Origin of the sequence: [Actinomadura] parvosata subsp. kistnae (assembly GCF_900323885.1) — a bacterium.
In the GTDB taxonomy this organism is placed as follows: domain Bacteria; phylum Actinomycetota; class Actinomycetes; order Streptosporangiales; family Streptosporangiaceae; genus Nonomuraea; species Nonomuraea composti.
The window spans coordinates 1,041,812-1,064,664 of sequence record NZ_OOHJ01000022.1 but is presented as its reverse complement, the minus strand read 5'-3'; the positions used below and the strand labels follow the sequence as shown (position 1 = coordinate 1,064,664).

Below are 22,853 nucleotides of genomic sequence, written 5' to 3'. Positions count from 1 at the left end.
GTTCGGGGTTCCGGGGGTTTCCATGAGTGCACATCGCCGTATCGTGCTGATCGCGATCGTCGGCGCGCTCATCATCTCCACCTCCGCCCCTCTCGTGCGGTTGTCAGGTGTATCGCCGGCGACCTCGGCGTTGTTCCGGTGCGCGTACGCGGTGCCGCCCATGCTGGTGCTGGCCTGGCTGGAGCGGCGCAGGTTCGGGCCGCTGCCGCGCAGGGCGGTGCTGATGTCGTGGGCGGCGGGCGTGGTGTTCGCGCTGGACCTGCTGTTCTGGCACCACGCGATCGCGTACGTCGGCGCGGGGCTCGCGACCGTGCTGGGGAACCTTCAGGTGTTCATCGTGGCGTTCGCCGCGTGGGCGCTGTTCGGGGAGCGGCCGTCCACGCGGCTGATGGTGGGGACGCCGGTCGTGTTCGCGGGAGTCGTGCTGATCTCCGGGGTGTTCGACAGCGCCGCCTATGGGAGCGATCCGATGCTGGGGGTGGCGGCCGGGATCGCGACGTCGCTGTCGTACGCGGCGTACCTGCTGCTCCTGAAAGGCGGGTCCGACCGGGCGGCGGGGCCGCTCGCGCACGCGACGGTGGTGGCCACGGTCGCCATCGCCGCGCTCAGCCCGGTCTTCGGGGGCGCGGACCTGATGCCGAGCTGGCCGGCGCACGGGTGGCTGGTGCTGCTGGCGCTGGGGCCGCAGGTGGTGGGGTGGTCGCTGATCACGTACTCGCTGCCGCGCCAGCCCGCCGCGCTCACGGCGCTGCTGCTGCTGGTGCAGCCGATGTCCACGGTGGCGATCTCGACCCTGGTGCTCGGCGAGCGGCCGTCGGTGCTGCAGCTCGCCGGGTGCGCGGTGGTCGTGGTGGGGGTGTTGTACGGGTCCCGGAGGCCGCCCGCCCGGGCCTCCGCCGAGAAGGTCCCCTCGGACGACGGACGCGTGAGCTCAGCCCGTTCGGGCCCAGCGTGAACTCGGCTCGCTAGGGCCGAGCATGACCCTTGGCTCGATCCGGGCCGGGCGTGAGTCTCGGCTCGCCCGGGCCGGGCGTGAAATCAGCTCGCCCGCGCCGGGGTCGTCGAGCAGGAGGAGCAGGTGCCGAAGACCTCGACGGTGTGGGTGATCTCGGTGAAGCCGTGCTCGCTGCCCACCGCCTCCGCCCACCGCTCGACGGCCGGCCCCGCGACCTCCACGGTGCGGCCGCACTTGCGGCACACCAGATGGTGGTGGTGGGTGTCGGTCGCGCAGGCGCGGTAGACGGACTCGCCGTCGTCGGTGCGCAGCACGTCGACCTGGCCCTTGTCGGCCAGGGCCTGCAACGCCCGGTAGACGGTGGTCAGCCCGATCTTCGCCCCGTGCAGGCGCATCTCGGCATAGACGTCCTGCGCGCTACGGAAACCTTCGCTCTGGCGGAGGGTGTCGTGCACGGCATCGCGCCTTGTCGTCATGCGATCTCCTCGACGCGCAGCTGTGGTCGCTCGCTCAATGTCGACTCCTGGGTACGGCCTCGCCGTACGAATTTACCGACACCGAGGGCCAGGACGAAGCCGGCGAGGGCAAGAAGCACGATCGCGGCGCCCGGCGGGACCTTGGCGGAGTAGGTGGAGGCGAGCAGCCCGCCCACGGAGGCGAGCACGCCGAACAGCATGGCCAGCCCCATCGTGGTGCGGAAGCCGCGGGTGAGCTGCTGGCTGGTGGCCACGGGGATCACCATGAGCGCGCTGACGAGCAGCAGGCCGACGACCCGCATGGCGATGACGACGGTGAGGGCGGCGGTGACGGCGATGAGCAGGCTGAGGAAGCGGACGGGCAGGCCGCTGGCCTTGGCCATCTCCTCGTCCTGGCAGAGCACGAACAGCTCCCTGCCGAAGATGAGGACGACCGCGATCACGGCGGCGGCGAGCGCGCCGATGATCCAGATGTCCTCGACGGTGACGCTGGCGATGGCGCCGAACAGGTAGGAGTTCAGCTTGGCGGTGCTGCCGCCGGGCGCGATGCCCATGAGCATGACGCCGCCGGCGATGCCGCCGTAGAACAGCAGCGCGAGCGCGACGTCACCGCTGGTGCGGCCGCGCGCCCTGACCAGCTCGATGGCGACGGCGCCGGCGATGGAGACGATGACGGCGGTCAGGACGGGTGCGGTGCCGGTGAGGAAGCCGAGCGCGACGCCGGTCAGCGCCACGTGGCCGATGCCGTCGCCGAGCAGCGACAGCCGCCGCTGCACGATGAACGTGCCGACGGCGGGCGCGCAGAGCCCTACCAGCAGGGCCGCGACGAGCGCGAGCTGGAAGAGCTGCTCCTGGAGCAGTTCGAAGATCACTTTGGTCCCCCCTGTCGCACCGGTCGATCCCCCTGCCGGACCGGTGGTTCCCCCTGCCCCACCGCTCGTGCCGCCTGTCTCGCCGGTCGTGCCGCCAGCCCCACCGCTCGTGCCGCCTGCCCCACCGCTCGTGCCGCCTGCCTCGCCGCTCGTTCCGCCTGTCTCACCGTGGTTCTCCCTGCCATCCGGTGAGCGGCCCACCGACGGGCTCTTCCGCGTGGGGGTGCTGGTGCTCGTGGCCCGGCCGGGCGCAGTCGCCCTCCGGGCGGGGCGGGCGGCCGTCGTGGGCGATGCGGCCCTCGCGGATGACCACGCCGCGCGTGATGATCGGCTCCAGCGGGCCGAGCTCGTGCGCGACCAGCACCACGGTCTTGCCGGCCTCGACGAGCCCGGCCAGCGTGTCGGCGAGCAGCTGCTGCGTCTCGGCGTCGACGCCGGCGGTGGGCTCGTCCATCACGTACGTGTCGGGCTCCCCGGCCAGCGCCCGGGCGATGAGGACCCGCTGCTGCTGCCCCCCTGACAGCGACTGCACGGGGTCGCCGGCCCGGTCGGCCAGCCGGACGGCCTCCAGGGCGCTGGCGACGGCGGCCTTGTCGGCGGCGCTGGTCCGGCGCAGGCGGCTCTGCCGGGCGATGCGGCCCGAGGCGACGACCTCGCGGACGGTGGCGGGCACGCCGCCGCCGACCTGGAGCCGCTGGGGCACGTAGCCGATGCGCCACCAGTCGCGGAACCTGGCGGGCGGGGTGCCGTACACGAGGGTCCGGCCGCCGGTCAGCGGCGTGAGGCCGAGCAGCGTGCGGACGAGCGTTGATTTGCCGGAGCCGTTGGCGCCCAGCAGGGCGACGACCTCCCCGGGACACACGGTCAGGTCGATTCCCCGAAGGACGGGCTTGCCATCGAAGGAGACCCGGCCGTCGGTCATCGCGAAGGCCGTTTCGCTCATGCCGTACACCCCAGTGCTGTTTGTAGGGTTTTGAGGTTATCGCGCATGGCGGAGAGGTAGTCCCCGGAGGGCTTGCTCTCCAGCGGGTCGAGCACCGCCGTCTTGGCCCCGACCTGGGCGGCCAGCACCTCGGCCACCTTCGGGCTGACGAGGGACTCGGTGAAGATCGTGGTGACGCCCTCGGCCTTGGCCAGCTTGGCGACCTCCGACAGGCGGGTGGGCGACGGCTCGGTCTCGGGGTCGAGCGTGATGCCGACCTGCTTGAGCTTGTACCGGTCCGCCAGGTAGCCGAACGCCTCGTGCGCGGTGACCAGCGTCCGGGTCTTGCAGGTGCTCAGGCCCTTGGTGAACTCCTGGTCGAGGGTCCCGAGCGTGGCGGCGGTCTTCGCGGCGCGGTCCTTGTAGCCCTGGGCGTGCGCGGGGTCGGCGGCGGCCAGGCGCTCGCCGAGCTTGGTGGCGACGGTGGCCAGGCGGGCGGGGTCGAGCCAGAGGTGCGGGTCGTACGACAGCTCCTCGTGGCCGTGCTCCTCCTCCGCGCCTTCCTCCGCCCCCTCCTCCTCCGTGTGCTCGCCGGCGGGGATCGTGGTGACGGCGGTGGCGGCGTCGAAGCTGGTGTCCGGCTCGACGGCGTCGTCCACGGCCGGCTGGATGCCCTTGATGTAGACGGTGAGCGCGGCGTCCTTGAGCTCGGTGACCTGCTGGATGCTCAGCTCCAGGTCGTGCGGCTCGACGCCGGGGGCGGTCAGGCCGGTCACGCTCGCGTCGGATCCCCCGACCTGCTCGGTCAGCCACTGCAGCGGGTAGAACGCCGCGACCACTTCGGCCTTCCCGCCATCGGGGGAGGAGGTGGCGGCGGTCTCGGCGGAGCCGGAGCCGCAGGCGGCGGTGGCGGTGAGCAGGGCGGCTGCGGCCAGCAGGCCGACAGCCCTCGACCGGGAAAATCCTGACATCATGGAAATCAGTATGCGCCGGAATGAAAATGGTTGTCAAAATCCGGCCAAGGGGAGAGGGATGCCGGACGGCGGCTGGGGGCCAGGCGCGCCGTACGGCATCCCGTTCATCACCCCGGTGATCGTGCGCCGGCAGAGCCGTTGCCGGCGCCCGAGGTGACGCCTGTGGGGCCCAGCCGTTCGGTGCCCAGCCGTCCCGGGCCCAGCCGTTCCGGGCCCAGCCCTTGTTCGTCCGGCCGCTGTTCGTCCGGCCGCTGCTCGCCCGGCCGCTGCTCGCCCGGCCGCTGCTCGCCCGGCCGGTGTTCCACCAGCCGGTGCTCGCCCGTGTAGACGTTCATCGAGCTCCCGCGCAGGAACCCGATGAGCGTCAGCCCCTGCTCCTCGGCCAGCTCGACCGCGAGCGAGGACGGCGCCGAGACGGCGGCCAGCACGGGCACGCCGCCCATGACCGCCTTCTGCACCAGCTCGAACGAGGCCCGCCCCGAGACCATGAGCACGGTCCCGCGCAGCGGCAGCTGCCCGTTGCGCAGCGCCCAGCCGAGCAGCTTGTCCACGGCGTTGTGGCGGCCCACGTCCTCCCGCACGCACAATGGCTCGCCGTCGGCCGTGAACAGGCCGGCCGCGTGCAGGCCCCCGGTCCGGTCGAAGACCCGCTGGGCGGCGCGCAGCCGGTCCGGCAGGTCGGCGACGACCGGCTGCGCCAGCTCGACCGGGTCGTCCCCGGCGGACCAGCGCGCCACCGTGCGCACCGCCTCCAGCGACGCCTTGCCGCAGACGCCGCACGAGGAGGTGGTGTAGAAGTTGCGCGGCTCCGGCGCGGTGACGCCGGGCGCGAGCCGCACATCAAGGACGTTGTAGGTGTTCTGGCCCTCCACGGTCGCGCCCGCGCAGTAGCGGATCGTGGAGATCTCCTCGGCCGAGCCCACGGCCCCCTCGCTGACCAGGAACCCGGCCGCCAGGTCGAAGTCGTCGCCCGGCGTGCGCATGGTGACGGTCAGCGGGGTGCCGTCGAGCCGGATCTCCAGCGGCTCCTCGGCGGCCAGCGAGTCGATCTTCCGCATCCTGGCGGTGTCCCGCACCCTCAAGATGCGCTTCTTGACGGCGACCCTAGACATACCCGTACCCGAAGCGCCCCTTGACGCAGAGGTTGCCCTTCGTGACCGGGTTGTCGTGCGGCGAGGTCACCTTGACGATCTTGTTGTCCTGCACGTGCAGGGTCAGGTTGCAGCCCACCCCGCAGTAACTGCAGATCGTCGTGGTCTCGGTCTGCTTCGACTCGTCCCAGGTGCCCTCGGCCCGCATGTCGAACTCGGTCTTGAACGACAGCGCGCCCGTCGGGCACACCTCGACGCAGTTGCCGCAGTAGACGCAGGCCGAGTCGGTGAGCGGCGCGTCGAACTCCGTGGAGATCGTCGAGTCGAAGCCCCGGCCCGCGACGGAGATGGCGAAGCTGTTCTGCCACTGCTCGCCGCAGGCGTCCACGCACTTGTAGCACAGGATGCACTTGGCGTAGTCGCGCACGTAGAGGTCGTTGTCCACCTTGGGGGGCTGCTCGACCGTGGCCGCGTCGTCGCCGAACCTGGCGGGGTCGGCGCCGTACTCCTCGGTCCACTCGGCCGCGCGCGGCGTCGTGGACAGGTCGACCGAGGAGCCGAGCAGCTCCAGCACGACCTTGCGGCTCTGGCGGGCCCGCTCGGTGTCGGTGCCGACCTTCATGCCCTGCTCGGCCTTCCTGGAGCAGGCGGGCGCCAGCGTCCTGGCGCCCTCCACCTCCACGACGCAGACCCGGCAGGCGTTCTTCGGGGTGAGCGTGTCGCCGTAACAGAGGGTCGGGACGTCCTTGCCCGCCGAGTGGCAGGCGTCGAGGATCGTCGAGCCCTCCGGCACCCGTACAGCCTCGCCGTCGATCTCGACGTCGATGAGCCGGCGGGGCGGCTGGAGCGGGATCATCTGTTGAACACTCCCAGACGGTCGATGGCCGATTCGACGGCGTTCCAGGCGGTCTGCCCGAGGCCGCAGATGGAGGCGTCGCGCATGGTCTGCCCGACCTCGCGCAACAGCACCAGGTCACTGTCGTCGACCCGGCGGGAGAGGCGGTGCAGGGCCTCCTCCTGCCGTACGGTGCCCACCCGGCAGGGCACGCACTGGCCGCAGGACTCGTCGCGGAAGAACTCCGCGATGCGCAGCAGCATGCGCTTCATGTCCACGGTGTCGTCGATGACGAGCACCACGCCGGAGCCGAGCGTCGCGCCGGCGTCCCTGGTGCCCTGGAAGGTGAGCGGGATGTCGAGGTCGGTGACGAACGCGCCGGCCGCGCCGCCGAGCAGCACCGCCCTGGTCGTGCCGGTGGTGCCGGTCATGTCGAGGAGCTCGCGCAGCGTCGTGCCGAACGTCAGCTCGTACACGCCGGGCCGCTCGACCGCGCCCGAGACGCAGAACAGCTTGGGCTCGGCCGCCGCGTACGCCTGCGCGCCCCGCTCCAGGATGGGCAGCACGTTGACCAGCGTCTCGACGTTGTTGACCACGGTCGGCTTGCCGAACAGGCCCTTCTCCACCGGGAACGGCGGCTTGCTGCGCGGCTCGCCGCGCCGCCCCTCGATGGAGTTGAAGATCGCGGTCTCCTCGCCGCAGATGTACGCGCCCGCGCCCCTGCGCAGCTCGATGTCGAACGACAACCCCTTGCCGAGGATGTCGTCGCCGAGCAGGCCGCGGGAGCGGGCGGTCGCGATCGCGTGCTGCAGCCGCGCGACCGCTCTCGGGTACTCGCCCCTGATGTAGAGGTAGCCCTTGGCGCAGCCGGTGGCGTACGCGGCGATGGTCATGGCCTCCACCAGCGCGTACGGGTCGCCCTCCATCACGACCCGGTCCTTGAACGTGCCCGGCTCGCTCTCGTCGGCGTTGCACACCAGGTAGTGCGGGTGGTCCGGCTGGCGGGCGGTGGCCTCCCACTTGCGGCCGGTGGGGAAGGCGGCGCCGCCCCTGCCGACCAGTCCGGACTCCAGCACCTCGCGGATCACCCCGGCGGGGCCGAGCTCGAACGCGCGGCGCAGCGCGGTGTAGCCGCCGGTCGCCCGGTAGTCGTCGAGGCTGGCCGGGTCGACGACGCCGACCCGGCGCAGCAGCACCAGGTCGGGCCGGCCGGCCTGCGGCACCGCGTCCTTGACGGGGGTCTCGCCGGCCACGTTGGCACTGGGCGCGTGCCCGTTGGTGCCGGGCGCCGCGCCGGTGATGGTGGTGATCGTGTCGGGGGTGGCCGGGGCGTACACCTCCGCGCGGTGCGGCTGCCCCGCCTCCAGGGCGAGCGCGGCGGGGGCCCGCTCACACAGGCCCAGGCAGGGGCTCTCGTGCCAGTCCTGGCCGGCCGGCCCGAAGCGCTGCTCGACCCGGTCCCGTACGGCCTGCGCGCCCTTGGCCTGGCAGGCCAGGTCGGTGCACACGTGCAGCACCCGCCTGGGCCTGGGCTCCATGGAGAACAACGAGTAGAACGTCGCCACCCCGTACGCCTCGGCCGGCGGGATGGTCAGGCGGCGGCAGATGTACTCCAGCGCCCCCTCGCTGATCCACCCGATCCGGTCGTTGACCGCGTGCAGCGCGGGCAGCAGCAGGTCGCGGGCGGCTTCGGCGCGGGCGGCCATGCGCAGGTCGGTGTCGGTGCGCGAGCCGCCCTCCCAGGCGGTGGCGGGCGGCCCGAGCAGGTCGTCGACGGCCGCGCGCTCCTCATCTGACGGCTGGGCGCCGCGGAATCTCAGGTCCATCCGTTCACCCGGCCTTCACGAGCTTCTCGACACGTACGGCGGCGGCCTTGAACTCGGCCGTGCCCGCGATCGGGCAGGTGGCCTCGATCGTCAGCGAGTTGACGTCCACCTCGTCGGGGAAGTGGAACGTCATGAACACCAGCCCGGGCCGCAGGCCGGGGTCGATGAAGACGGGTGCGATGACCGAGCCGCGCCGCGAGCTGATCCGCACCTCCTCGCCGGCGACCACGCCGTACTTCTCGGCGTCCTCGGGGCACATCTCGATCGTCTCGCCGCGCCGCAGCGGCGAGGGGAACCCGGACGACTGCACGCCCGTGTTGTAGGAGTCGAGCCGCCGTCCGGTCGTCAGCCGCAGCGGGTACTCCTCGTCGAGCAGGTCCACCGGCGGCGAGTGCCGCAGCACCGCGAACGGCGCCGGCGTGCCCCGCTTGACCGGGTCGCTCTCCCAGAGCCTGCCGTGCAGGTACGGGGGCTCCAGCGAGTCCTCCGACGGGCACGGCCACTGGATGCCCTGCAGCTCGGCCAGCCGCTGGTAGGTCATGCCGTGGTGCTGGGGCGACAGGGAGCGCAGCTCGTTCCAGACCTCCTCGGCGCCGTCGTAGTGCCAGTCGTGGCCCATGCGGCGGGCCAGCTCGCACATGATCCAGATGTCGTCGCGCGCCTCGCCCGGCGGCTCCAGGGCCTTGCGCACCCGCTGGACGCGCCGCTCGCTGTTGGTGAACGTGCCGTCGGCCTCGCACCAGGCGGCGCTGGCCGGCAGCACCACGTCGGCCATCTGCGCGGTCTTGGTGAGGAAGATGTCCTGCACGACGAGGTGGTCGAGCATGGACAGCCGCTTGATGCAGGCCAGCGAGTCGGCCTCCGACTGCACCGGGTTCTCGCCGATCATGTAGCAGGTGGTGACCTCGCCCTCGGCCATGCCCTCCAGCATCTGCGTGAGGTTGCGGCCGTAGCGGGGCTGGATCGGGCGGCCCCAGGCGCCCTCGAACCGCTCGCGGATCTTCGGGTCGAGGATGTCCTGGAAGCCGGGCAGGCGGTTGGGGATGGCGCCCATGTCGCCGCCGCCCTGCACGTTGTTCTGGCCGCGCAGCGGCGACAGGCCGGAGCCGTAGCGGCCGACGTGGCCGGTCAGCAGGGCCAGGTTGATCAGCGCCCGGACGTTGTCGGTGGCGTTGTGGTGCTCGGTGATGCCGAGCGTCCAGCACAACTGGGCGCGGTCGGCGCGGGCGTAGGCGTGGGCCAGCTCGCGGATGGCCTCCGCGGGCACCCCGGTCACCTGCTCGGCCGCCGTGAGCGTCCACGGCTCGACCGACTCCTTGAACTCCTCGAAGCCGACCGTGGCCCGCTCGATGAACGCCGTGTTGTGCAGGCCCGCGTGGATGATCTCGCGGGCGACGGCGTGGGCGAGGGGGATGTCGGTGCCGACGTTGAGGCCGAGCCAGAGGTCGGCCCACTGGGCGGTGCCGGTGCGCCGCGGGTCCACCGCGAACATCCTGGCGCCGTTGTGGATGCCCTTGAGCACGTGCTGGAAGAAGATGGGGTGGGCGTTGCGGGCCGCCGAGCCCCACATGACGATCACGTCGGTGTCCTCGACCTCCTGGTAGGAGGAGGTGCCGCCACCGCTGCCGAACACCGCCGACAGGCCCGCCACGCTGGGGGCGTGGCACGTGCGGTTGCAGGAGTCCACGTTGTTGGTGCCGATCACCACGCGGGTGAACTTCTGCCCGATGTAGTTCATCTCGTTGGTCGAGCGGGCGCACGACAGCATCGCGAAGCTGTCGGGGCCGTGCCGTTCTATGTTGCGGCGGAAACCCTCTGCCGCGACCTCCAGCGCCTCCTCCCACGACGCCTTGCGCAGCACGCCGTTCTCGCGTACCAGTGGATGGGTCAGGCGGTCATAGCTCATGATCCCTCCATTCAGTATACAATCTACGGTATTCCGAGCTAGACCGCACGAACAAGGTTCTCGTTCAGCAGGTCGCTCACCGCGTGGATCGCCCTCAGCGTCGGCACCTCGGCGCCGGTGAGGTCGGCCAGCTCGACGACGGCGGCCAGCAGCACGTCGAGCTCCAGCGGCTTGCCCTTCTCCAGGTCCTGGAGGGTCGAGGTCTTGTGCTCGCCCGCCTTCTCCGCGCCGCGCAGGCGGCGCTCGATCGAGATGCCCGGGTCGCAGCCCACCCGCCGGGCGACGTCCACCGTCTCCCGCATCATGGCCACGACCAGCTCCCTGGCGCCGTCGTGGCGGCAGATGCCCGCCATCGTGGCCCTGGCCAGCGCGCTGATCGGGTTGAAGGCGATGTTGCCCATGAGTTTGATCCAGACGTCCCGGCGGAGGTCGCGCTCCACCGGGCACTTCAGACCGCCTTCGACCGCGGCCCGGCTGAATGACGTGCATCGCTCGGTCAGCTCCCCGTTGGGCTCGCCGATGGAGAACCGGGTGCCTTCGAGGTGGCGGATCACGCCTGGTTCCTCGATCTCAGTCGCAGCGTAGACGACGCAGCCGATCGCGCGGTCGAGCGGCAACGCGGATGTCACCGCTCCGCCCGGGTCCACGCTCTCGATGCGGTAGCCCTCGTACGGGCCCTTCAGCCCGTGGAAGTACCACCACGGGATGCCGTTCTGCGCGGCGATGATGCTCGTGGTCCCGTGCAGGAGCGGCCGGATCATGGGGCCCGCGGAGGCGTAGCTGTTCGCCTTGAGGCCCAGGAAGACGTGGTCCACCGGCCCGACCTCGGTGGGGTCGTCGGTGGCATGGGGATGGGCGACGAAGTCGCCCCTGGGGGTGAGCACCCGCACACCGGCGCGGCGAATCGCCTCGAGGTGCGCGCCTCTCGCGATGAGGTGCACCTCGACTCCCGCCCTGTGGAGAGCGGCCCCCACGTACGCGCCGATGGCGCCGGCGCCAAGAACAGCGACCTTCATACTGCGCTCCCGTTCTCGCGTCGGATCGTGTATCTCGTATACAGTATGGAAAAACGCGGGTCAAGGAGTGTGCCGGTGGCTGTTCTGAGGCATGGACCAGTGGTGGAAGCGATGTCATGGGGCTCCGCGCGGGCCCTGGCGGCCGGGGCCGCCTGCCCCTTGAAGCCCAGAGAGGTGCCGCTCCAGGACGCGCTCGGATGCAGGCTGGCGGCGCCGCTGCGCGCCCTCGTGCCGGTGCCGGGAGTGGACGTCGCGGCGATGGACGGCTACGCCGTCTCGGGCCCGAGGCCGTGGCGGGTGCTCGGGCGGGTGCTGGCCGGGGGAGCGCCGCACGCGGGCCCGCTGCGGGCCGGGGAGGCGGTGGAGATCGCCACCGGCGCGCCCGTCCCCGAGGGGACGTCGTCGGTGCTGCCCTGGGAGCTGGCCTCCGTCGGCGACGGGCGGGTGGACGGCGCCGCCGAGCCGGGCCGGCACATGCGGCGGCGCGGCGAGGACATCCCCGAGGGCACGGCCGTGCTCGGGGCGGGCGCGGTGGTGACGCCGGTCGCGCTCGGCCTGGCCGCCGCCCTGGGCCACGACACGCTGCCGGTACGGCCGCGCCCCCAGGTGGCGGTGCTCGTGACGGGCGACGAGGTGGTGACGGAGGGGCTGCCGGGCCCGGGGCGGGTGCGCGACGCGATCGGGCCGTTCCTGCCGGGGCTCGTGCGGTGGGCCGGCGGGCGCGTCACGGACGTGATCACGCTGCCGGACGGCCCGCAAGCACTGCACGCCGCGCTGGGCTCGCCAGGCGATGTCGTGGTGGTGTGCGGCGCCTCCTCCCAGGGGCCCGCCGACCACCTGCGGGCCGTGCTCGGCGACCTGGGCGCCGACGTGCTCGTGGACGGCGTCGCCGTGCGCCCCGGCCACCCGCAGCTCCTGGCCCGCCTGCCCGGCGGGCGGCTCCTCGTGGGCCTGCCGGGCAACCCGTTCGCGGCCCTGGCCGCCGCGCTCACCCTGCTCGCTCCCGTCCTGTGCGAGCTGGCCGGCACGCCCGCCCCCAGGGAGACCAGCGCCCTGGCCGGGCCGGTGCGCACGCACCCCAGAGACACCCGGCTGGTGCCGGTCAGGAGGTCGGCGCGGGGCGCGGTCCCGGTGGGGCACGACCGGCCGGGCTCGCTCTGGGGAGCGGCGCTGGCCGACGCGCTCGCGGTGGTGCCGGCGGGCTGGGCCGGCGAGCAGGTCGAACTGATCGAGTTGCCCCCCGGGGTCTAGACAGGCTCGTGGTGAGGGGGTAACCATTGCGTTCATACGGTATGCAGTATGCGGAAGACAGCATTTCGTCCCCGGGAAAGGGTGGCATGATGTCGGAAACGATCTCCGGTGGTCATCTCGTAGCCAAGGCACTCAAGGCCGAGGGCGTGGACGTGATCTACACGCTCTGCGGCGGCCACATCATCGATATCTACGACGGCTGCGTCGATGAGGGCATCGAGGTCATCGACGTACGCCACGAGCAGGTGGCCGCGCACGCCGCCGACGGCTACGCGCGCATCACCGGCAAGCCGGGCTGCGCGGTGGTCACGGCGGGCCCGGGCACGACCGACGCGGTGACCGGCGTGGCCAACGCCTTCCGCGCGGAGAGCCCGATGTTGCTCATCGGCGGCCAGGGCGCCCTGAGCCAGCACAAGATGGGCTCGCTGCAGGACCTGCCGCACGTGGACATGATGACCCCGATCACCAAGTTCGCGGCCACGGTGCCCAGCACGGAGCGGGTGGCCGACATCGTGTCGATGGCCTTCCGCGAGTGCTACCACGGCGCGCCCGGGCCCTCGTTCCTGGAGATCCCGCGCGACGTGCTCGACGCGAAGGTGCCCCTCGAGAAGGCCCGCATCCCCAAGGCCGGCCACTACCGCGCCTCCACCCGCCAGCAGGGCGACCCGGAGGCCATCGAGCGGCTGGCCGACCTGCTCGCGCACGCCGAGAAGCCGTGCATCCTGCTCGGCAGCCAGGTCTGGACGTGCCGGGCGACCGACGCGGCCATCGACTTCGTCCGGTCGCTGAACGTGCCCGCGTACATGAACGGCTCGGGCCGCGGCACGCTCCCGCCCGGCGACCCGCACCACTTCCAGCTCAGCCGCAGGTACGCCTTCACCGAGGCCGACCTCATCATCATCGTCGGCACGCCGTTCGACTTCCGGATGGGTTACGGCAAGCGCCTGTCGCCGACGGCGAAGGTCGTCCAGATCGACCTCGACTACCGCACGGTCGGCAAGAACCGCGACATCGACCTCGGCATCGTCGGCGACGCCGGCCTCATCCTGTCGGCCGCCGCGCAGGCCGCCAGCGGCCGCATCGAGAACGGCGCCGCCCGCCGCAAGGAGTGGCTGGAGGAGCTGCGCAACGTCGAGACGCAGGCGTACGAGAAGCGCCTGCCCCGCCAGCTGTCCGGCGCCCAGCCCATCGACCCCTACCGGCTCGTCCACGAGATCAACGAGTTCCTGACCGAGGACACCATCTACATCGGCGACGGCGGCGACATCGTCACCTTCTCGGGCCAGGTCGTGCAGCCGAAGTCGCCCGGCCACTGGATGGACCCGGGCCCGCTCGGCACGCTCGGCGTCGGCATGGCGTTCGCGATGGCCGCCAAGCAGGCGCGGCGCGACAAGGAGGTGCTGTGCCTGTTCGGCGACGGCGCCTTCAGCCTGACGGGCTGGGACTTCGAGACGATGGTCCGCTTCGACCTGCCGTTCATCGGCGTCATCGGCAACAACTCCTCGATGAACCAGATCCGCTACGGCCAGGCCGCCAAGTACGGCCAGGACCGCGCCCGCGTCGGCAACACGCTCGGCGACATCCGCTACGGCGAGTTCGCCAAGCTGCTCGGCGGCTACGGCGAGGAGGTCCGCGACCCGGCCGAGATCCGCCCCGCGCTGGAGCGGGCCCGCCAGTCGGGCAAGCCGTCGCTGATCAACGTCTGGGTCGACCCAGAGGTGTACGCCCCCGGAACCATGAACCAGACCATGTACAAGTAGGGGAAACGCAGAGATGAAGGCTCTCGAAGGTGTCCGCGTCCTCGACATGACCCATGTCCAGTCCGGCCCGTCGGCCACCCAGCTGCTCGCGTGGCTGGGCGCCGACGTGGTCAAGCTGGAGGCCCCCACCGGCGACATCACCCGGCAGCAGCTCCGCGACCTGCCCGACGTCGACAGCCTCTACTTCACGATGCTCAACTGCAACAAGCGCAGCATCACCCTCAACATGAAGAGCGAGCGCGGCAAGGAGATCTTCACCGAGCTGGTGAAGAGCGCCGACATCCTGGTGGAGAACTTCGGGCCGGGAGCGGTCGACCGCATGGGCTTCCCCTGGGAGCGGCTCCAGGAGCTGAACCCGCGCCTCATCTACGCCTCGATCAAGGGCTTCGGCCCGGGCAGGTACGCGAAGTTCAAGGCGTACGAGGTGATCGCCCAGGCGATGGGCGGCTCGATGAGCACGACGGGCTTCGAGGAGGGCCCGCCGCTGGCGACGGGCGCGCAGATCGGCGACTCGGGCACCGGCATCCACGCGGTGGCCGGCATCCTGGCGGCCCTCTACCAGCGCGAGCAGTCGGGGCGCGGGCAGCGCGTGCAGGTGGCCATGCAGCACGCCGTGCTGAACCTGTGCCGCGTGAAGCTGCGCGACCAGCAGCGCCTGGCGCACGGGCCGCTGCGCGAGTACCCGAACAAGACGTTCGGGGACGAGGTGCCGCGCTCGGGCAACGCCAGCGGCGGCGGCCAGCCGGGCTGGGCGGTGCGCTGCGCCCCCGGCGGCCCGAACGACTACATCTACGTCATCGTGCAGCCGGTCGGCTGGAAGCCGATCGCGAGCATCATCGGCCGCCCGGAGCTGGCCGACGACCCCGAGTGGGCGACGCCGGAGGCGCGGCTGCCGAAGCTGGACAAGATGTTCCAGCTCATCGAGGAGTGGACGATCCAGCACGACAAGTGGGCGGTGCTGGACCGGCTGAACGCCGAGAACATCCCGTGCGGGCCGATCCTGTCCACGAAGGAGCTGGTGGAGGACGAGAGCCTGCGCGAGGAGGGCATCGTCGTCAGGGTCGAGCATCCGACGCGCGGCGAGTTCGTGACCGTGGGCAGCCCGCTGCAGCTGTCGGACTCGCCGGTCGAGGTGCGCACGCCGCCCCTGCTGGGCGAGCACAACCAGGAGATCTACGGCGAGCTCGGCGTGAGCGCGGACGAGCTGGCGGAGCTGAAGACGAACGGAGTCATCTAAGTGGGCGCCAGGGAAGTCATCGAGAAAGCGCTCGCCGAGGGGCGCACCGCACTGACCGCTCCGGAGGGGCGGGAGCTGTGCCAGGAGTACGGCATCGCCACCCCGGGCGAGGGCCTGGCCGGCTCGGCCGACGAGGCGGCGCGGCTGGCGGGGGAGATCGGGCTGCCGGTCGTCCTGAAGATCGTCTCGCCGGACATCCTGCACAAGACCGACGCCGGCGGCGTGCTGGTCGGCCTGAAGACCGAGGAGGAGGTACGGGCCGGCTACGAGACGATCCTGGCCAACGCCCGCGCCCACAACCCCGGCGCGAGGATCGACGGCATCCAGGTGCAGCAGCTCGTCGGCGGCGGCCACGAGGTCATCGTGGGCGCGGTCACCGACCCGACCTTCGGCAAGGTCATCGCGTTCGGCCTCGGCGGTGTCCTGGTCGAAGTACTCAAGGACGTGACCTTCCGGCTTGCCCCGGTTTCGGGTGATGATGCGCTCAGGATGCTGGACGACATCAGAGCGGCCGAGGTTCTGCGTGGTGCCCGTGGGGCCGAGCCCGCGAACAGGCAGGCGCTGGCGGCGCTGATCGAGCGCGTCGGCAGGCTCGTCACCGACCACCCCGAGATCACCGAGGTCGACCTCAACCCCGTCTTCGCCGACGCCAGCGGCGCCGTCGCCGCCGACGTGCGCATCCTCATCGGCGAGCCGCCCGCCGAGATCGAGCGGCTGCCGCGCGAGGAGATCCTGCGGCAGATGAACCGCATCTTCAAGCCGCGCGCCGTCGCCGTCATCGGCGCCTCCGCCGAGACCGGCAAGATCGGCAACTCGGTCATGAAGAACCTCATCAACGGCGGCTACCAGGGGCAGATCTACCCGATCAACCCCAAGGCCGACGAGATCATGGGGCTCAAGGCGTACAAGAGCGTCGCGGACGTGCCCGGCGAGGTGGACGTGGCCGTCTTCGCGATCCCCGCCAAGTTCGTCGCGCCCGCGCTGGAGGAGGTCGGCGAGAAAGGCGTCGCCGGCGCCGTCATGATCCCCTCCGGGTTCGCCGAGACCGGGAACGTCGAGGGCCAGAAGGAGATCGTCGAGATCGCCCGCCGGCACGGCGTGCGCATGCTCGGGCCCAACATCTACGGCTACTACTACACGCCGGAGAACCTCTGCGCGACCTTCTGCACCCCGTACGACGTGCGCGGCAGCGTGGCCCTGACCTCCCAGAGCGGCGGCATCGGCATGGCCATCCTCGGCTTCAGCCGCACCACCAAGATGGGCGTCTCCGCCATCGTCGGCGTCGGCAACAAGGCCGACGTGGACGAGGACGACCTGCTCACCTTCTTCGAGCAGGACGACAACACCAAGGCCGTCGCCATGCACCTCGAAGACCTCAAGGACGGGCGCGGCTTCGTCGAGGCCGCCCGCCGCGTGGTCAAGGAGAAGCCGGTCATCGTGCTCAAGGCCGGGCGCACCGCCATGGGCGCGCGCGCCGCCGGCTCGCACACCGGCGCCCTCGCCGGCGACGACAAGGTCTACGACGACATCCTGCGCCAGGCCGGCGTCGTGCGCGCCCCCGGACTCAACGACATGCTGGAGTACGCCCGCGCGCTGCCGATCCTGCCGGCGCCCAAGGGCGAGAACGTCGTCATCATCACCGGCGCGGGCGGCTCAGGCGTGCTGCTGTCCGACGCCATCGTGGACGCCGGGCTGACCCTCATGGACATCCCCGAGGACCTGGACCAGGCGTTCCGCGCGTACATCCCGCCGTTCGGCGCGGCGGGCAACCCCATCGACATCACCGGCGGCGAGCCACCCTCGACCTACGAGAACACGGTCCGCCTCGGCCTGGCCGACGAGCGCATCCACGCGCTGGTCCTGGGCTACTGGCACACGATCGTGACGCCGCCGATGGTCTTCGCCGAGCTCATCGCGCGCGTCGTGGCGGAGGAGCGGGCGAAGGGCAACATCAAGCCGGTCGTGGCGTCACTGGCCGGCGACACCGAGGTTGAGGAGGCCAGCGAGTACCTGTTCGAGCACGGCGTGGTCGCGTACCCGTACACGACGGAAAAGCCCGTGGCGGTCCTCGGTGCGAAGTACCGCTGGGCCAGGGCGGCCGGGCTGCTGGGCTAAGAGCCGAGCCACAGCAGCGCCAGGCGAGGGGGCAATTCGGGGCGCAGAGGAAGGCAACAACCCCCCAGGAGGTCCGTAGGTGGACACATCGAACACACCACCGGCGACGGCCACGCCGCCGGTCGAGGATCAACGAGTATGGAAAGCGGGCCGGCTCGAGCCGATGCCCATCAGGAAGCTCCCCGACGCGCCTCCCTCGGTGCACATTCTCGGGCCGACGGTGTTCCTCGTCGCCCTGGGCGTGGGCATGGGCGAGTCGTACATGTGGCCGCGGCTGGTGCTGCTGTTCGGGCCCGAGATCAGATGGCTGTTCCTGATCGGCGTCACCCTCCAGGCCGTGGTGATGCTGGAGATGGCCCGGTACGCCATGGCCACGGGGGAGAGCATCTTCTCCGGCGCGGCCCGGGTGTTCAAGCCGCTGATGTGGTTCTTCTTCATCGTGGCGATCGCCGTCTACATCTGGCCGGGACACCTGTCGGCGGGCGCGGCGGCGTTCGAGGAGATCACCGGCATCCCCTGGGTGGTGACCGCGATCGCCGGGTTGATCCTCGTCGGCGTGGTCTTCACCCTCGCCAAGGTGATCTACAACCTGCTGGAGAACGTGCTCTCCCTGCTCATCGGGGCGCTCGTGCTCGGCACCGCCGTGGTCGCCGCCATGGTGGGCTCCTGGGGCGACGTGGTCACCACGATCAGCGGCATGTTCTCCTTCGGTTACCTGCCGCCGGAGGCCATGTCGGCCGCCTGGTTCCCGGTCATCGTCGGCGCCTGCGCCTTCGCCGGCCCCTCCGGCATGCAGCAGATGTGGTACACGCTGCACCTGCGTGACTCCGGGGCCGGCATGGGCGTGCACCAGCCGAAGATCCGCGGGCTGCGCCACGCGGGCGAGGAGGAGGAGCGGCCCAACCGCGGGTTCATGTTCGACACCGAGGACCCGGCCGAGATGGCCAAGTGGAAGGGCTGGCGGCGCTGGGTCACCTTCGACGCGCTGCTGCTCTTCTGGGGCATCACGATGCTGGTCACGATCTCCTTCACGGTGATCGCGCAGGCCGCGGTGCGGATCGACCCGGCGGTGCGGACGGCCATTCAGGGCGACGACCGGGAGGTGGCGCTGACCGCGATGTCGAACGCCGTCTCCTCGGCGGGCAGCTCGGTTCTCGGGGTCGTGTTCCTCGGGTTCATCGCGCTGATCGGCCTGAACGCCACGCTGGGCCTGTTCGACTCGTTCTCCCGCGGCCAGGCGGACATGACCTACAACTTCATCCCCGGGGCCAAGAAGCTCGGCATGTCCAAGCTGTACGCCGTCTTCCTCTGGGGCGTGATCATCTTCGGCATCCTGATCCTGCTGTTCGGCCCCGCCGACGGTCCCAGCGGGATCCTGGACACGCTGGCGTTCCTGTCGACGTTCGCGATGGGCGCGTACTGCGTGACCCTGCTTCTGGTGAACAACCGCATGCTGCCCAAACCGATCAGGCCCAGGTGGTGGTCCAACCTGATCATCGGCTTCGGCGCGGTGTTCTACCTGGGGATGCTGTTCTACAGCCTGTTCGCCTACGGCGTGGTCGTGGGCTGATGACGGGACGGCACAGCCTCGAACTCGCCCTGCCAGGGGCGTCGATCGGAGCCGTCGCCGGAGCCATGGCCGGTGGGCTGACCCTCCTCGCGGGGCAGTCCGCCGGCATGGCGGGCCTGGCGGCGCTGGCCCTGGCCACGCCGCTGGCCCTGTTCGGCGGCCTGTACGGCATGCTGCTCGGCCACGGCGTCTTCCGCCCGGGCACCTTCGGCCCCATCGGCCTGTACTGGATGGCCGCCTTCCCGGTGTCGCGGCTGGCGCAGGAGATCCTCGTACCGACCGGCGGCCTCGCCGAGGGCGCCGGGCCGTTCCTGGCCTACCAGGCGATGATCTCCCTCGGCTTCGCGATCGGCTTCCTGTGGATGCACGAGCGGATCATGCCGCAATGGCTGGTGCGCCGGGCCGGGGACAACCCGCTCGCCGGCGAGCTGCTCCAGAAGTACCTGCGCTTCGCCCGGATCGTGCGCGCCCGCAAGAGCGCCAGAAAGGGGGGCAGATAGATGGTTCCGGCGATGGAGCTGCCGTTCTGGATCTGGGCCGCCACCATCGGCGGCTTCTGCGTGGTGCTCGCGCTCGACTTCTGGCTCGTGGCCCGCAACCCGCACGAGCCCAGCTTCAAGGAGTGCGTCGGCTGGGTCTCGTTCTACGTCGGCCTGGCCGTCGCGTTCGGCGTCGGCCTGCTCGTCCTGTCCGGGCCCGCGCACGGCGGGGAGTTCTTCGCCGGCTGGATCACCGAGTACTCGCTCAGCGTGGACAACCTCTTCGTCTTCCTGCTGATCATGAGCAGGTTCCAGGTGCCGCGGCAGTACCGCCAGAAGGTGCTGCTCATCGGCATCATCCTGGCGCTGGTCATGCGCGGCGGCTTCATCGCCGCCGGCGCCGAGGCCGTCGCCCGCTTCGACTGGCTCTTCTACGTGTTCGGCGCCTTCCTCGTCTATACCGCGTGGAAGCTCATCGGGCACGAGGACGAGGAGGCGGAGTTCTCCGAGAACATCGCCCTGCGCACCGTCCGCAGGGTGCTGCCGACGACCGACACCTACCACGGCGCCCGGCTCACCGTGCACCACGGGCGCCGGATGGTCACCCCGATGCTGATCGTGATGGTCGCCATCGGGACCACCGACCTGCTGTTCGCGCTCGACTCGATCCCGGCCATCTTCGGGCTCACCAAGGAGCCCTACCTCGTGTTCACCGCCAACGCCTTCGCCCTCATGGGGCTGCGGCAGCTCTTCTTCCTCATCGGAGGCCTGCTCGACCGGCTGGTCTACCTGAGCAAGGGACTGTCGGTGGTGCTGGCGTTCATCGGGGTGAAGCTCATCCTGGAGGCCCTGCACCACGACGGGGTCTCGTGGGCGCCGGAGATCCCGATCCTGGTGTCCCTCGGGGTCATCCTCGGAACGCTCGCCGTCACCACGGTGCTCAGCCTGATGAAGTCGGCTCGTGACGCCAGGAAGAAGGTGGAGGAGCCGGAAACCGCGGATCGCTGATCCGGCCGCGCGCGGGGGCCGGTGGCTGCTCACGGGTGGCCGCCCCCCTGCCGCGGCCCCAGCCGTTCAGCTTGCCAGTGCCGGTCAGCTTTTCAGTGCCGCTCTGTCAGTGCTGCTCGCTGTCAGTGCCGCTCGCGGACCTCGCGCTCCTGCCGGGTGCTCCACTCGCGCAGGTAGCGGTCCGCGTCGTCGGCCGAGTAGTGCTTCCTGAGCGCCGCGCTCAGGCCGATGCCGATGGCCCCGCCGTCGGCCGCCTGGCCCGGGGGATCACCGAGGAGAAAGCGCAACAACGCCTTCATGGGTCGTACACCTCCGATCGGTATGGCTCCCACCCTCTACCCGAGGTGTTTCGGAGCATGTGGATTCCTGTGAACGTCACGTCAACCGAGCTGACGGGGCCGGCGCCGGCGTACCGGCTTGGGCGCGGGCTCCACCGGCTCGTTCTCCCGCTGCTCCATGTAGGAGGCGCGGGTGTGCTCGGTGTGCTCCCGCATGATCTTCGCCGCCCGGCGCTCGTCGCCGGCCTCGATGGCGTCGATCAGCGCCTGGTGCTCCTCCCATGACGCCATGCCGCGCTGGCGGGCCACCGGCGTGTGGTACCACCGCACCCGCCTGGCCACCTGGGCGGCCAGCTCGGCCAGCACCTTGTTGCCCGACAGGGCCGTCACCAGGCTGTGCAGCTCGGAGTTGGTCGCCACGGCGCCCTCGACGTCGTCGGACCGCACCGCGGCGATGCCTCTGTCGCACAGGGCGCGCAACCGCTTCACCCCCTCCTCGCCGGCGTGCTGCGCGGCGAGCCGGGCCGACTCCGTCTCCAGCAGCGTGCGGACCGCGAGGAGCTGATCGGCCTCCTCCACGGTCGGGACGTGCACGAACGCGCCCTGGCCCGGGTGGAGGTCGACCCAGCCCTCGCCGCTGAGCTGCTGGAGCGCCTCGCGTACGGGCTGCCTGGAGACGCCGAGCAGCTCGGCCAGCTCGCTCTCGACGAGGTGCTGACCGGGCTTGAGCTGGCCGGAGACGATGAGCTCTTGGATAGCCTCGATCACACTCTCCCTGAGCGTGGCGGGGCGGGGAATCTTCGGTGCGGCCGCCGTCTGACCGGCCTGATCCGACAGCAACATGTCACGTCTCCAGGTAGAGGTGCTTACGGTTTTTGGTCGACTGCCTACAGCATACCGTCTGGGGGTTCTGTTCGGCCGTGAGTCTCGTCACAGAGCGTCGCGCCACGACCGCTCGTGTTACACGGCGTGGCGCCACAGCAGGGCTCGGTGTCACAGCGGGATCGTGGCCGGCAGGCCGGGGATGCGCAGGCGAGGGGTGGCCAGGGCGGGCAGCGCCGCCAGCGCCGCCGCAGCCAGGAGGGCCGCGCCGGGGGCGGTCAGCGCGGTGAGGGCCAGGGCGACGGCCAGCCCGCCCGCCACGGCCTTGGCGCTGTAGACGACCGCGTGGATCTCGGTGGCGCGCTCGGTGCCGAACAGCTCGCGGACGAGGCTGGCGAGCAGCGGGTAGAACGCCCCACCGCCCAGCCCGGCCGCCACGGCCCCGAGCCACAGCAGGGGACTGCCCACCGCGCTCTGGACGGCCACCGCCAGCAGGACCTGGCCGGCCGCCAGTGCGCTGAAGACGGCGGCCAGGACGCGGCGGCGGCCGTACCGGTCCGCCGCCCGCATGGCCACCGACCGGCCCGCGCCGTTCAGCGCCACCAGCAGGGCCAGCGCGCCCCACGCGCCCGTGCTCGCCACCGCGATCACGTCGAACACCGACACCGCCCCTGCGCACACCAGCATGAGCGCGAGCGCCGGCAGCGTACGTGTGCGCAGCGCCTGCGCGAGCCCGAACTGCTTGACCGCCTCAGGGGACGTGCGCAGCCGGGCGGCGTCAAGGGCGTGCGTGCGCGGGTCCACGTCGTCGGGCCACCACTGGGCGGGCGGGAGCCGGAGGTGCCGGGCGGCGGTGGCGATGACGGCCGTGGCCAGCGCGGCGCAGACGAGGAAGGCGGCCGGGGTCGTGCCGGGCGCGATGCCGGCCCAGAGCAGCAGGGGCACCGCGCCGTACCCGAAGGCCCCGGTGATGAGGCCGACGCGGGCGGCCGGGCGCTCCGGGTACCAGGAGGAGACGACCTCGCCGCACACCCCGTAGACGAGCCCGGCCCCGAGTCCGCCGAGCACGGCGTAGCCGATGAGGGCGGGCGCGCCGGTGGGTGTCAGGCCGGCCGCGAGCAGGCCGAGGCCGCTCAGGGCGGCGCCGGCCGCGAGGCAGGCGCGCACGCCGAGCCGCCGCCGGCGGACGAGGTGGAGTGCGGGCAGGGCGCCGGCGGCCTGGCAGGCGATCCAGATGGCGAGCAGGGTCAGCCCGGACGCCTGCCGGGCGTGCAGGGCGGCGTAGCCGTACTGGAGCGGGCTGATCGCCGCCATGGCGGCCAGGGCCAGCCGGAACATGCGGGTGCGGTCGGCGGGGACGGGCCCGGGACGGTACGACCGCCCCCGCCAGTCCTTAACTGCATTCTCCATACTGTATGGAATATCCCGCTCTGCAGACCCCTGTCGAGACCCTAGACGAA

General features: G+C 71.4%; 19 protein-coding genes and 1 pseudogene. 8 read left to right on the top strand and 12 right to left on the bottom strand.

What is annotated here, in order from left to right:
- The first annotated feature begins 22 nt into the window (after positions 1–22).
- Positions 23–955: a DMT family transporter gene (locus KIS93_RS47555; protein WP_186404846.1), complete on the top strand. Its 933-nt coding sequence runs from the start codon at positions 23–25 to the stop codon at positions 953–955.
- An 83-nt stretch (positions 956–1,038) separates the two neighbouring features.
- Here KIS93_RS47555 and KIS93_RS47550 read toward each other — a convergent pair whose 3' ends face one another.
- The 9 genes and pseudogenes from KIS93_RS47550 to KIS93_RS47510 all read right to left on the bottom strand — a co-directional run bounded on the left by KIS93_RS47550 (position 1,039) and on the right by KIS93_RS47510 (position 10,873).
- Positions 1,039–1,431: a Fur family transcriptional regulator gene (locus tag KIS93_RS47550; RefSeq protein ID WP_080041875.1), complete on the bottom strand. Its 393-nt coding sequence runs from the start codon at positions 1,429–1,431 to the stop codon at positions 1,039–1,041.
- Positions 1,428–2,300, bottom strand: coding sequence for a metal ABC transporter permease (locus tag KIS93_RS47545; RefSeq protein WP_080047120.1), 873 nt, complete (start codon positions 2,298–2,300; stop codon positions 1,428–1,430). The genes KIS93_RS47550 and KIS93_RS47545 overlap by 4 nt, the downstream gene beginning before the upstream one ends.
- 166 nt (positions 2,301–2,466) lie before the next feature.
- A complete protein-coding gene (locus KIS93_RS47540; RefSeq protein ID WP_080047119.1) occupies positions 2,467–3,246 on the bottom strand; it encodes a metal ABC transporter ATP-binding protein in 780 nt (259 codons plus the stop codon).
- Positions 3,243–4,199 carry a metal ABC transporter substrate-binding protein gene (locus tag KIS93_RS47535; protein WP_080041874.1) on the bottom strand — a complete coding sequence of 319 codons (957 nt, stop codon included), beginning with the start codon at positions 4,197–4,199 and terminating at the stop codon, positions 3,243–3,245. Before KIS93_RS47535 ends, KIS93_RS47540 begins: the two co-directional genes overlap by 4 nt.
- A 302-nt stretch (positions 4,200–4,501) precedes the next feature.
- Positions 4,502–5,311, bottom strand: a pseudogene (fdhD, locus tag KIS93_RS47530) (formate dehydrogenase accessory sulfurtransferase FdhD); the annotation flags it as partial.
- Complete coding sequence (locus KIS93_RS47525; RefSeq protein ID WP_080041872.1) at positions 5,304–6,146, bottom strand: 2Fe-2S iron-sulfur cluster-binding protein; 843 nt, start codon at positions 6,144–6,146, stop codon at positions 5,304–5,306. The pseudogene fdhD and the gene KIS93_RS47525, both read right to left, overlap by 8 nt.
- Positions 6,143–7,951, bottom strand: coding sequence for an NAD(P)H-dependent oxidoreductase subunit E (locus KIS93_RS47520; RefSeq protein WP_080041871.1), 1,809 nt, complete (start codon positions 7,949–7,951; stop codon positions 6,143–6,145). The genes KIS93_RS47525 and KIS93_RS47520 overlap by 4 nt, the downstream gene beginning before the upstream one ends.
- Positions 7,952–7,955: 4 nt before the next feature.
- A complete protein-coding gene (locus KIS93_RS47515) occupies positions 7,956–9,857 on the bottom strand; it encodes a molybdopterin oxidoreductase family protein (protein ID WP_080041870.1) in 1,902 nt (633 codons plus the stop codon).
- A 38-nt stretch (positions 9,858–9,895) separates the two neighbouring features.
- Positions 9,896–10,873, bottom strand: coding sequence for a 2-dehydropantoate 2-reductase (locus KIS93_RS47510; RefSeq protein ID WP_080041869.1), 978 nt, complete (start codon positions 10,871–10,873; stop codon positions 9,896–9,898).
- Positions 10,874–10,984: 111 nt separating this feature from the next.
- Here KIS93_RS47510 and KIS93_RS47505 point away from each other — a divergent pair, with 111 nt between their 5' ends.
- The 7 genes from KIS93_RS47505 (at position 10,985) to KIS93_RS47475 (ending at position 20,293) form a co-directional block, all read left to right on the top strand.
- A complete protein-coding gene (locus KIS93_RS47505; RefSeq protein WP_080041868.1) occupies positions 10,985–12,124 on the top strand; it encodes a molybdopterin molybdotransferase MoeA in 1,140 nt (379 codons plus the stop codon).
- 86 nt (positions 12,125–12,210) lie between these two features.
- On the top strand, positions 12,211–13,884 hold the full coding sequence (locus KIS93_RS47500; RefSeq protein ID WP_080041867.1) for a thiamine pyrophosphate-binding protein: 1,674 nt from the start codon (positions 12,211–12,213) through the stop codon (positions 13,882–13,884).
- Between the two features lie 13 nt (positions 13,885–13,897).
- Positions 13,898–15,121 carry a formyl-CoA transferase gene (gene frc / locus KIS93_RS47495; protein ID WP_080041866.1) on the top strand — a complete coding sequence of 408 codons (1,224 nt, stop codon included), beginning with the start codon at positions 13,898–13,900 and terminating at the stop codon, positions 15,119–15,121.
- Positions 15,122–17,236 (top strand): acetate--CoA ligase family protein, encoded by a 2,115-nt coding sequence (locus KIS93_RS47490; RefSeq protein WP_080041865.1) that lies wholly within the window; start codon positions 15,122–15,124, stop codon positions 17,234–17,236.
- A gap of 79 nt (positions 17,237–17,315) precedes the next feature.
- The gene (locus KIS93_RS47485) at positions 17,316–18,806 is read left to right on the top strand and encodes an Nramp family divalent metal transporter (RefSeq protein WP_230465485.1); all 1,491 of its coding nucleotides are present in this window, start codon (positions 17,316–17,318) and stop codon (positions 18,804–18,806) included.
- Positions 18,806–19,306 (top strand): hypothetical protein, encoded by a 501-nt coding sequence (locus tag KIS93_RS47480; RefSeq protein WP_080041863.1) that lies wholly within the window; start codon positions 18,806–18,808, stop codon positions 19,304–19,306. The genes KIS93_RS47485 and KIS93_RS47480 overlap by 1 nt, the downstream gene beginning before the upstream one ends.
- A 12-nt stretch (positions 19,307–19,318) precedes the next feature.
- Positions 19,319–20,293, top strand: coding sequence for a TerC family protein (locus KIS93_RS47475; RefSeq protein ID WP_080047118.1), 975 nt, complete (start codon positions 19,319–19,321; stop codon positions 20,291–20,293).
- A gap of 122 nt (positions 20,294–20,415) precedes the next feature.
- On the opposite strand, the gene KIS93_RS47470 is transcribed toward KIS93_RS47475, so the two are convergent.
- The 3 genes from KIS93_RS47470 to KIS93_RS47460 all read right to left on the bottom strand — a co-directional run bounded on the left by KIS93_RS47470 (position 20,416) and on the right by KIS93_RS47460 (position 22,803).
- Positions 20,416–20,592 carry a hypothetical protein gene (locus KIS93_RS47470; protein WP_155128362.1) on the bottom strand — a complete coding sequence of 59 codons (177 nt, stop codon included), beginning with the start codon at positions 20,590–20,592 and terminating at the stop codon, positions 20,416–20,418.
- An 81-nt stretch (positions 20,593–20,673) separates the two neighbouring features.
- Positions 20,674–21,414, bottom strand: a complete 741-nt coding sequence (locus tag KIS93_RS47465; RefSeq protein WP_080041862.1) for a GntR family transcriptional regulator — start codon at positions 21,412–21,414, stop codon at positions 20,674–20,676.
- A 150-nt stretch (positions 21,415–21,564) separates the two neighbouring features.
- Positions 21,565–22,803 carry an MFS transporter gene (locus KIS93_RS47460; RefSeq protein ID WP_155128360.1) on the bottom strand — a complete coding sequence of 413 codons (1,239 nt, stop codon included), beginning with the start codon at positions 22,801–22,803 and terminating at the stop codon, positions 21,565–21,567.
- Positions 22,804–22,853 lie beyond the last annotated feature (50 nt).

Coding starts and splice junctions, on each gene's coding strand:
- KIS93_RS47555 (WP_186404846.1), top strand. CDS start 23: ATGAGTGCACATCGCCGTATCGTGCTGATCGCGATCGTCGGCGCGCTC.
- KIS93_RS47550 (WP_080041875.1), bottom strand. CDS start 1,431: ATGACGACAAGGCGCGATGCCGTGCACGACACCCTCCGCCAGAGCGAA.
- KIS93_RS47540 (WP_080047119.1), bottom strand. CDS start 3,246: ATGAGCGAAACGGCCTTCGCGATGACCGACGGCCGGGTCTCCTTCGAT.
- KIS93_RS47535 (WP_080041874.1), bottom strand. CDS start 4,199: ATGATGTCAGGATTTTCCCGGTCGAGGGCTGTCGGCCTGCTGGCCGCA.
- KIS93_RS47525 (WP_080041872.1), bottom strand. CDS start 6,146: ATGATCCCGCTCCAGCCGCCCCGCCGGCTCATCGACGTCGAGATCGAC.
- KIS93_RS47520 (WP_080041871.1), bottom strand. CDS start 7,951: ATGGACCTGAGATTCCGCGGCGCCCAGCCGTCAGATGAGGAGCGCGCG.
- KIS93_RS47515 (WP_080041870.1), bottom strand. CDS start 9,857: ATGAGCTATGACCGCCTGACCCATCCACTGGTACGCGAGAACGGCGTG.
- KIS93_RS47510 (WP_080041869.1), bottom strand. CDS start 10,873: ATGAAGGTCGCTGTTCTTGGCGCCGGCGCCATCGGCGCGTACGTGGGG.
- KIS93_RS47505 (WP_080041868.1), top strand. CDS start 10,985: ATGTCATGGGGCTCCGCGCGGGCCCTGGCGGCCGGGGCCGCCTGCCCC.
- KIS93_RS47500 (WP_080041867.1), top strand. CDS start 12,211: ATGATGTCGGAAACGATCTCCGGTGGTCATCTCGTAGCCAAGGCACTC.
- frc (WP_080041866.1), top strand. CDS start 13,898: ATGAAGGCTCTCGAAGGTGTCCGCGTCCTCGACATGACCCATGTCCAG.
- KIS93_RS47480 (WP_080041863.1), top strand. CDS start 18,806: ATGACGGGACGGCACAGCCTCGAACTCGCCCTGCCAGGGGCGTCGATC.
- KIS93_RS47475 (WP_080047118.1), top strand. CDS start 19,319: ATGGAGCTGCCGTTCTGGATCTGGGCCGCCACCATCGGCGGCTTCTGC.
- KIS93_RS47470 (WP_155128362.1), bottom strand. CDS start 20,592: ATGAAGGCGTTGTTGCGCTTTCTCCTCGGTGATCCCCCGGGCCAGGCG.
- KIS93_RS47465 (WP_080041862.1), bottom strand. CDS start 21,414: ATGTTGCTGTCGGATCAGGCCGGTCAGACGGCGGCCGCACCGAAGATT.
- KIS93_RS47460 (WP_155128360.1), bottom strand. CDS start 22,803: ATGGAGAATGCAGTTAAGGACTGGCGGGGGCGGTCGTACCGTCCCGGG.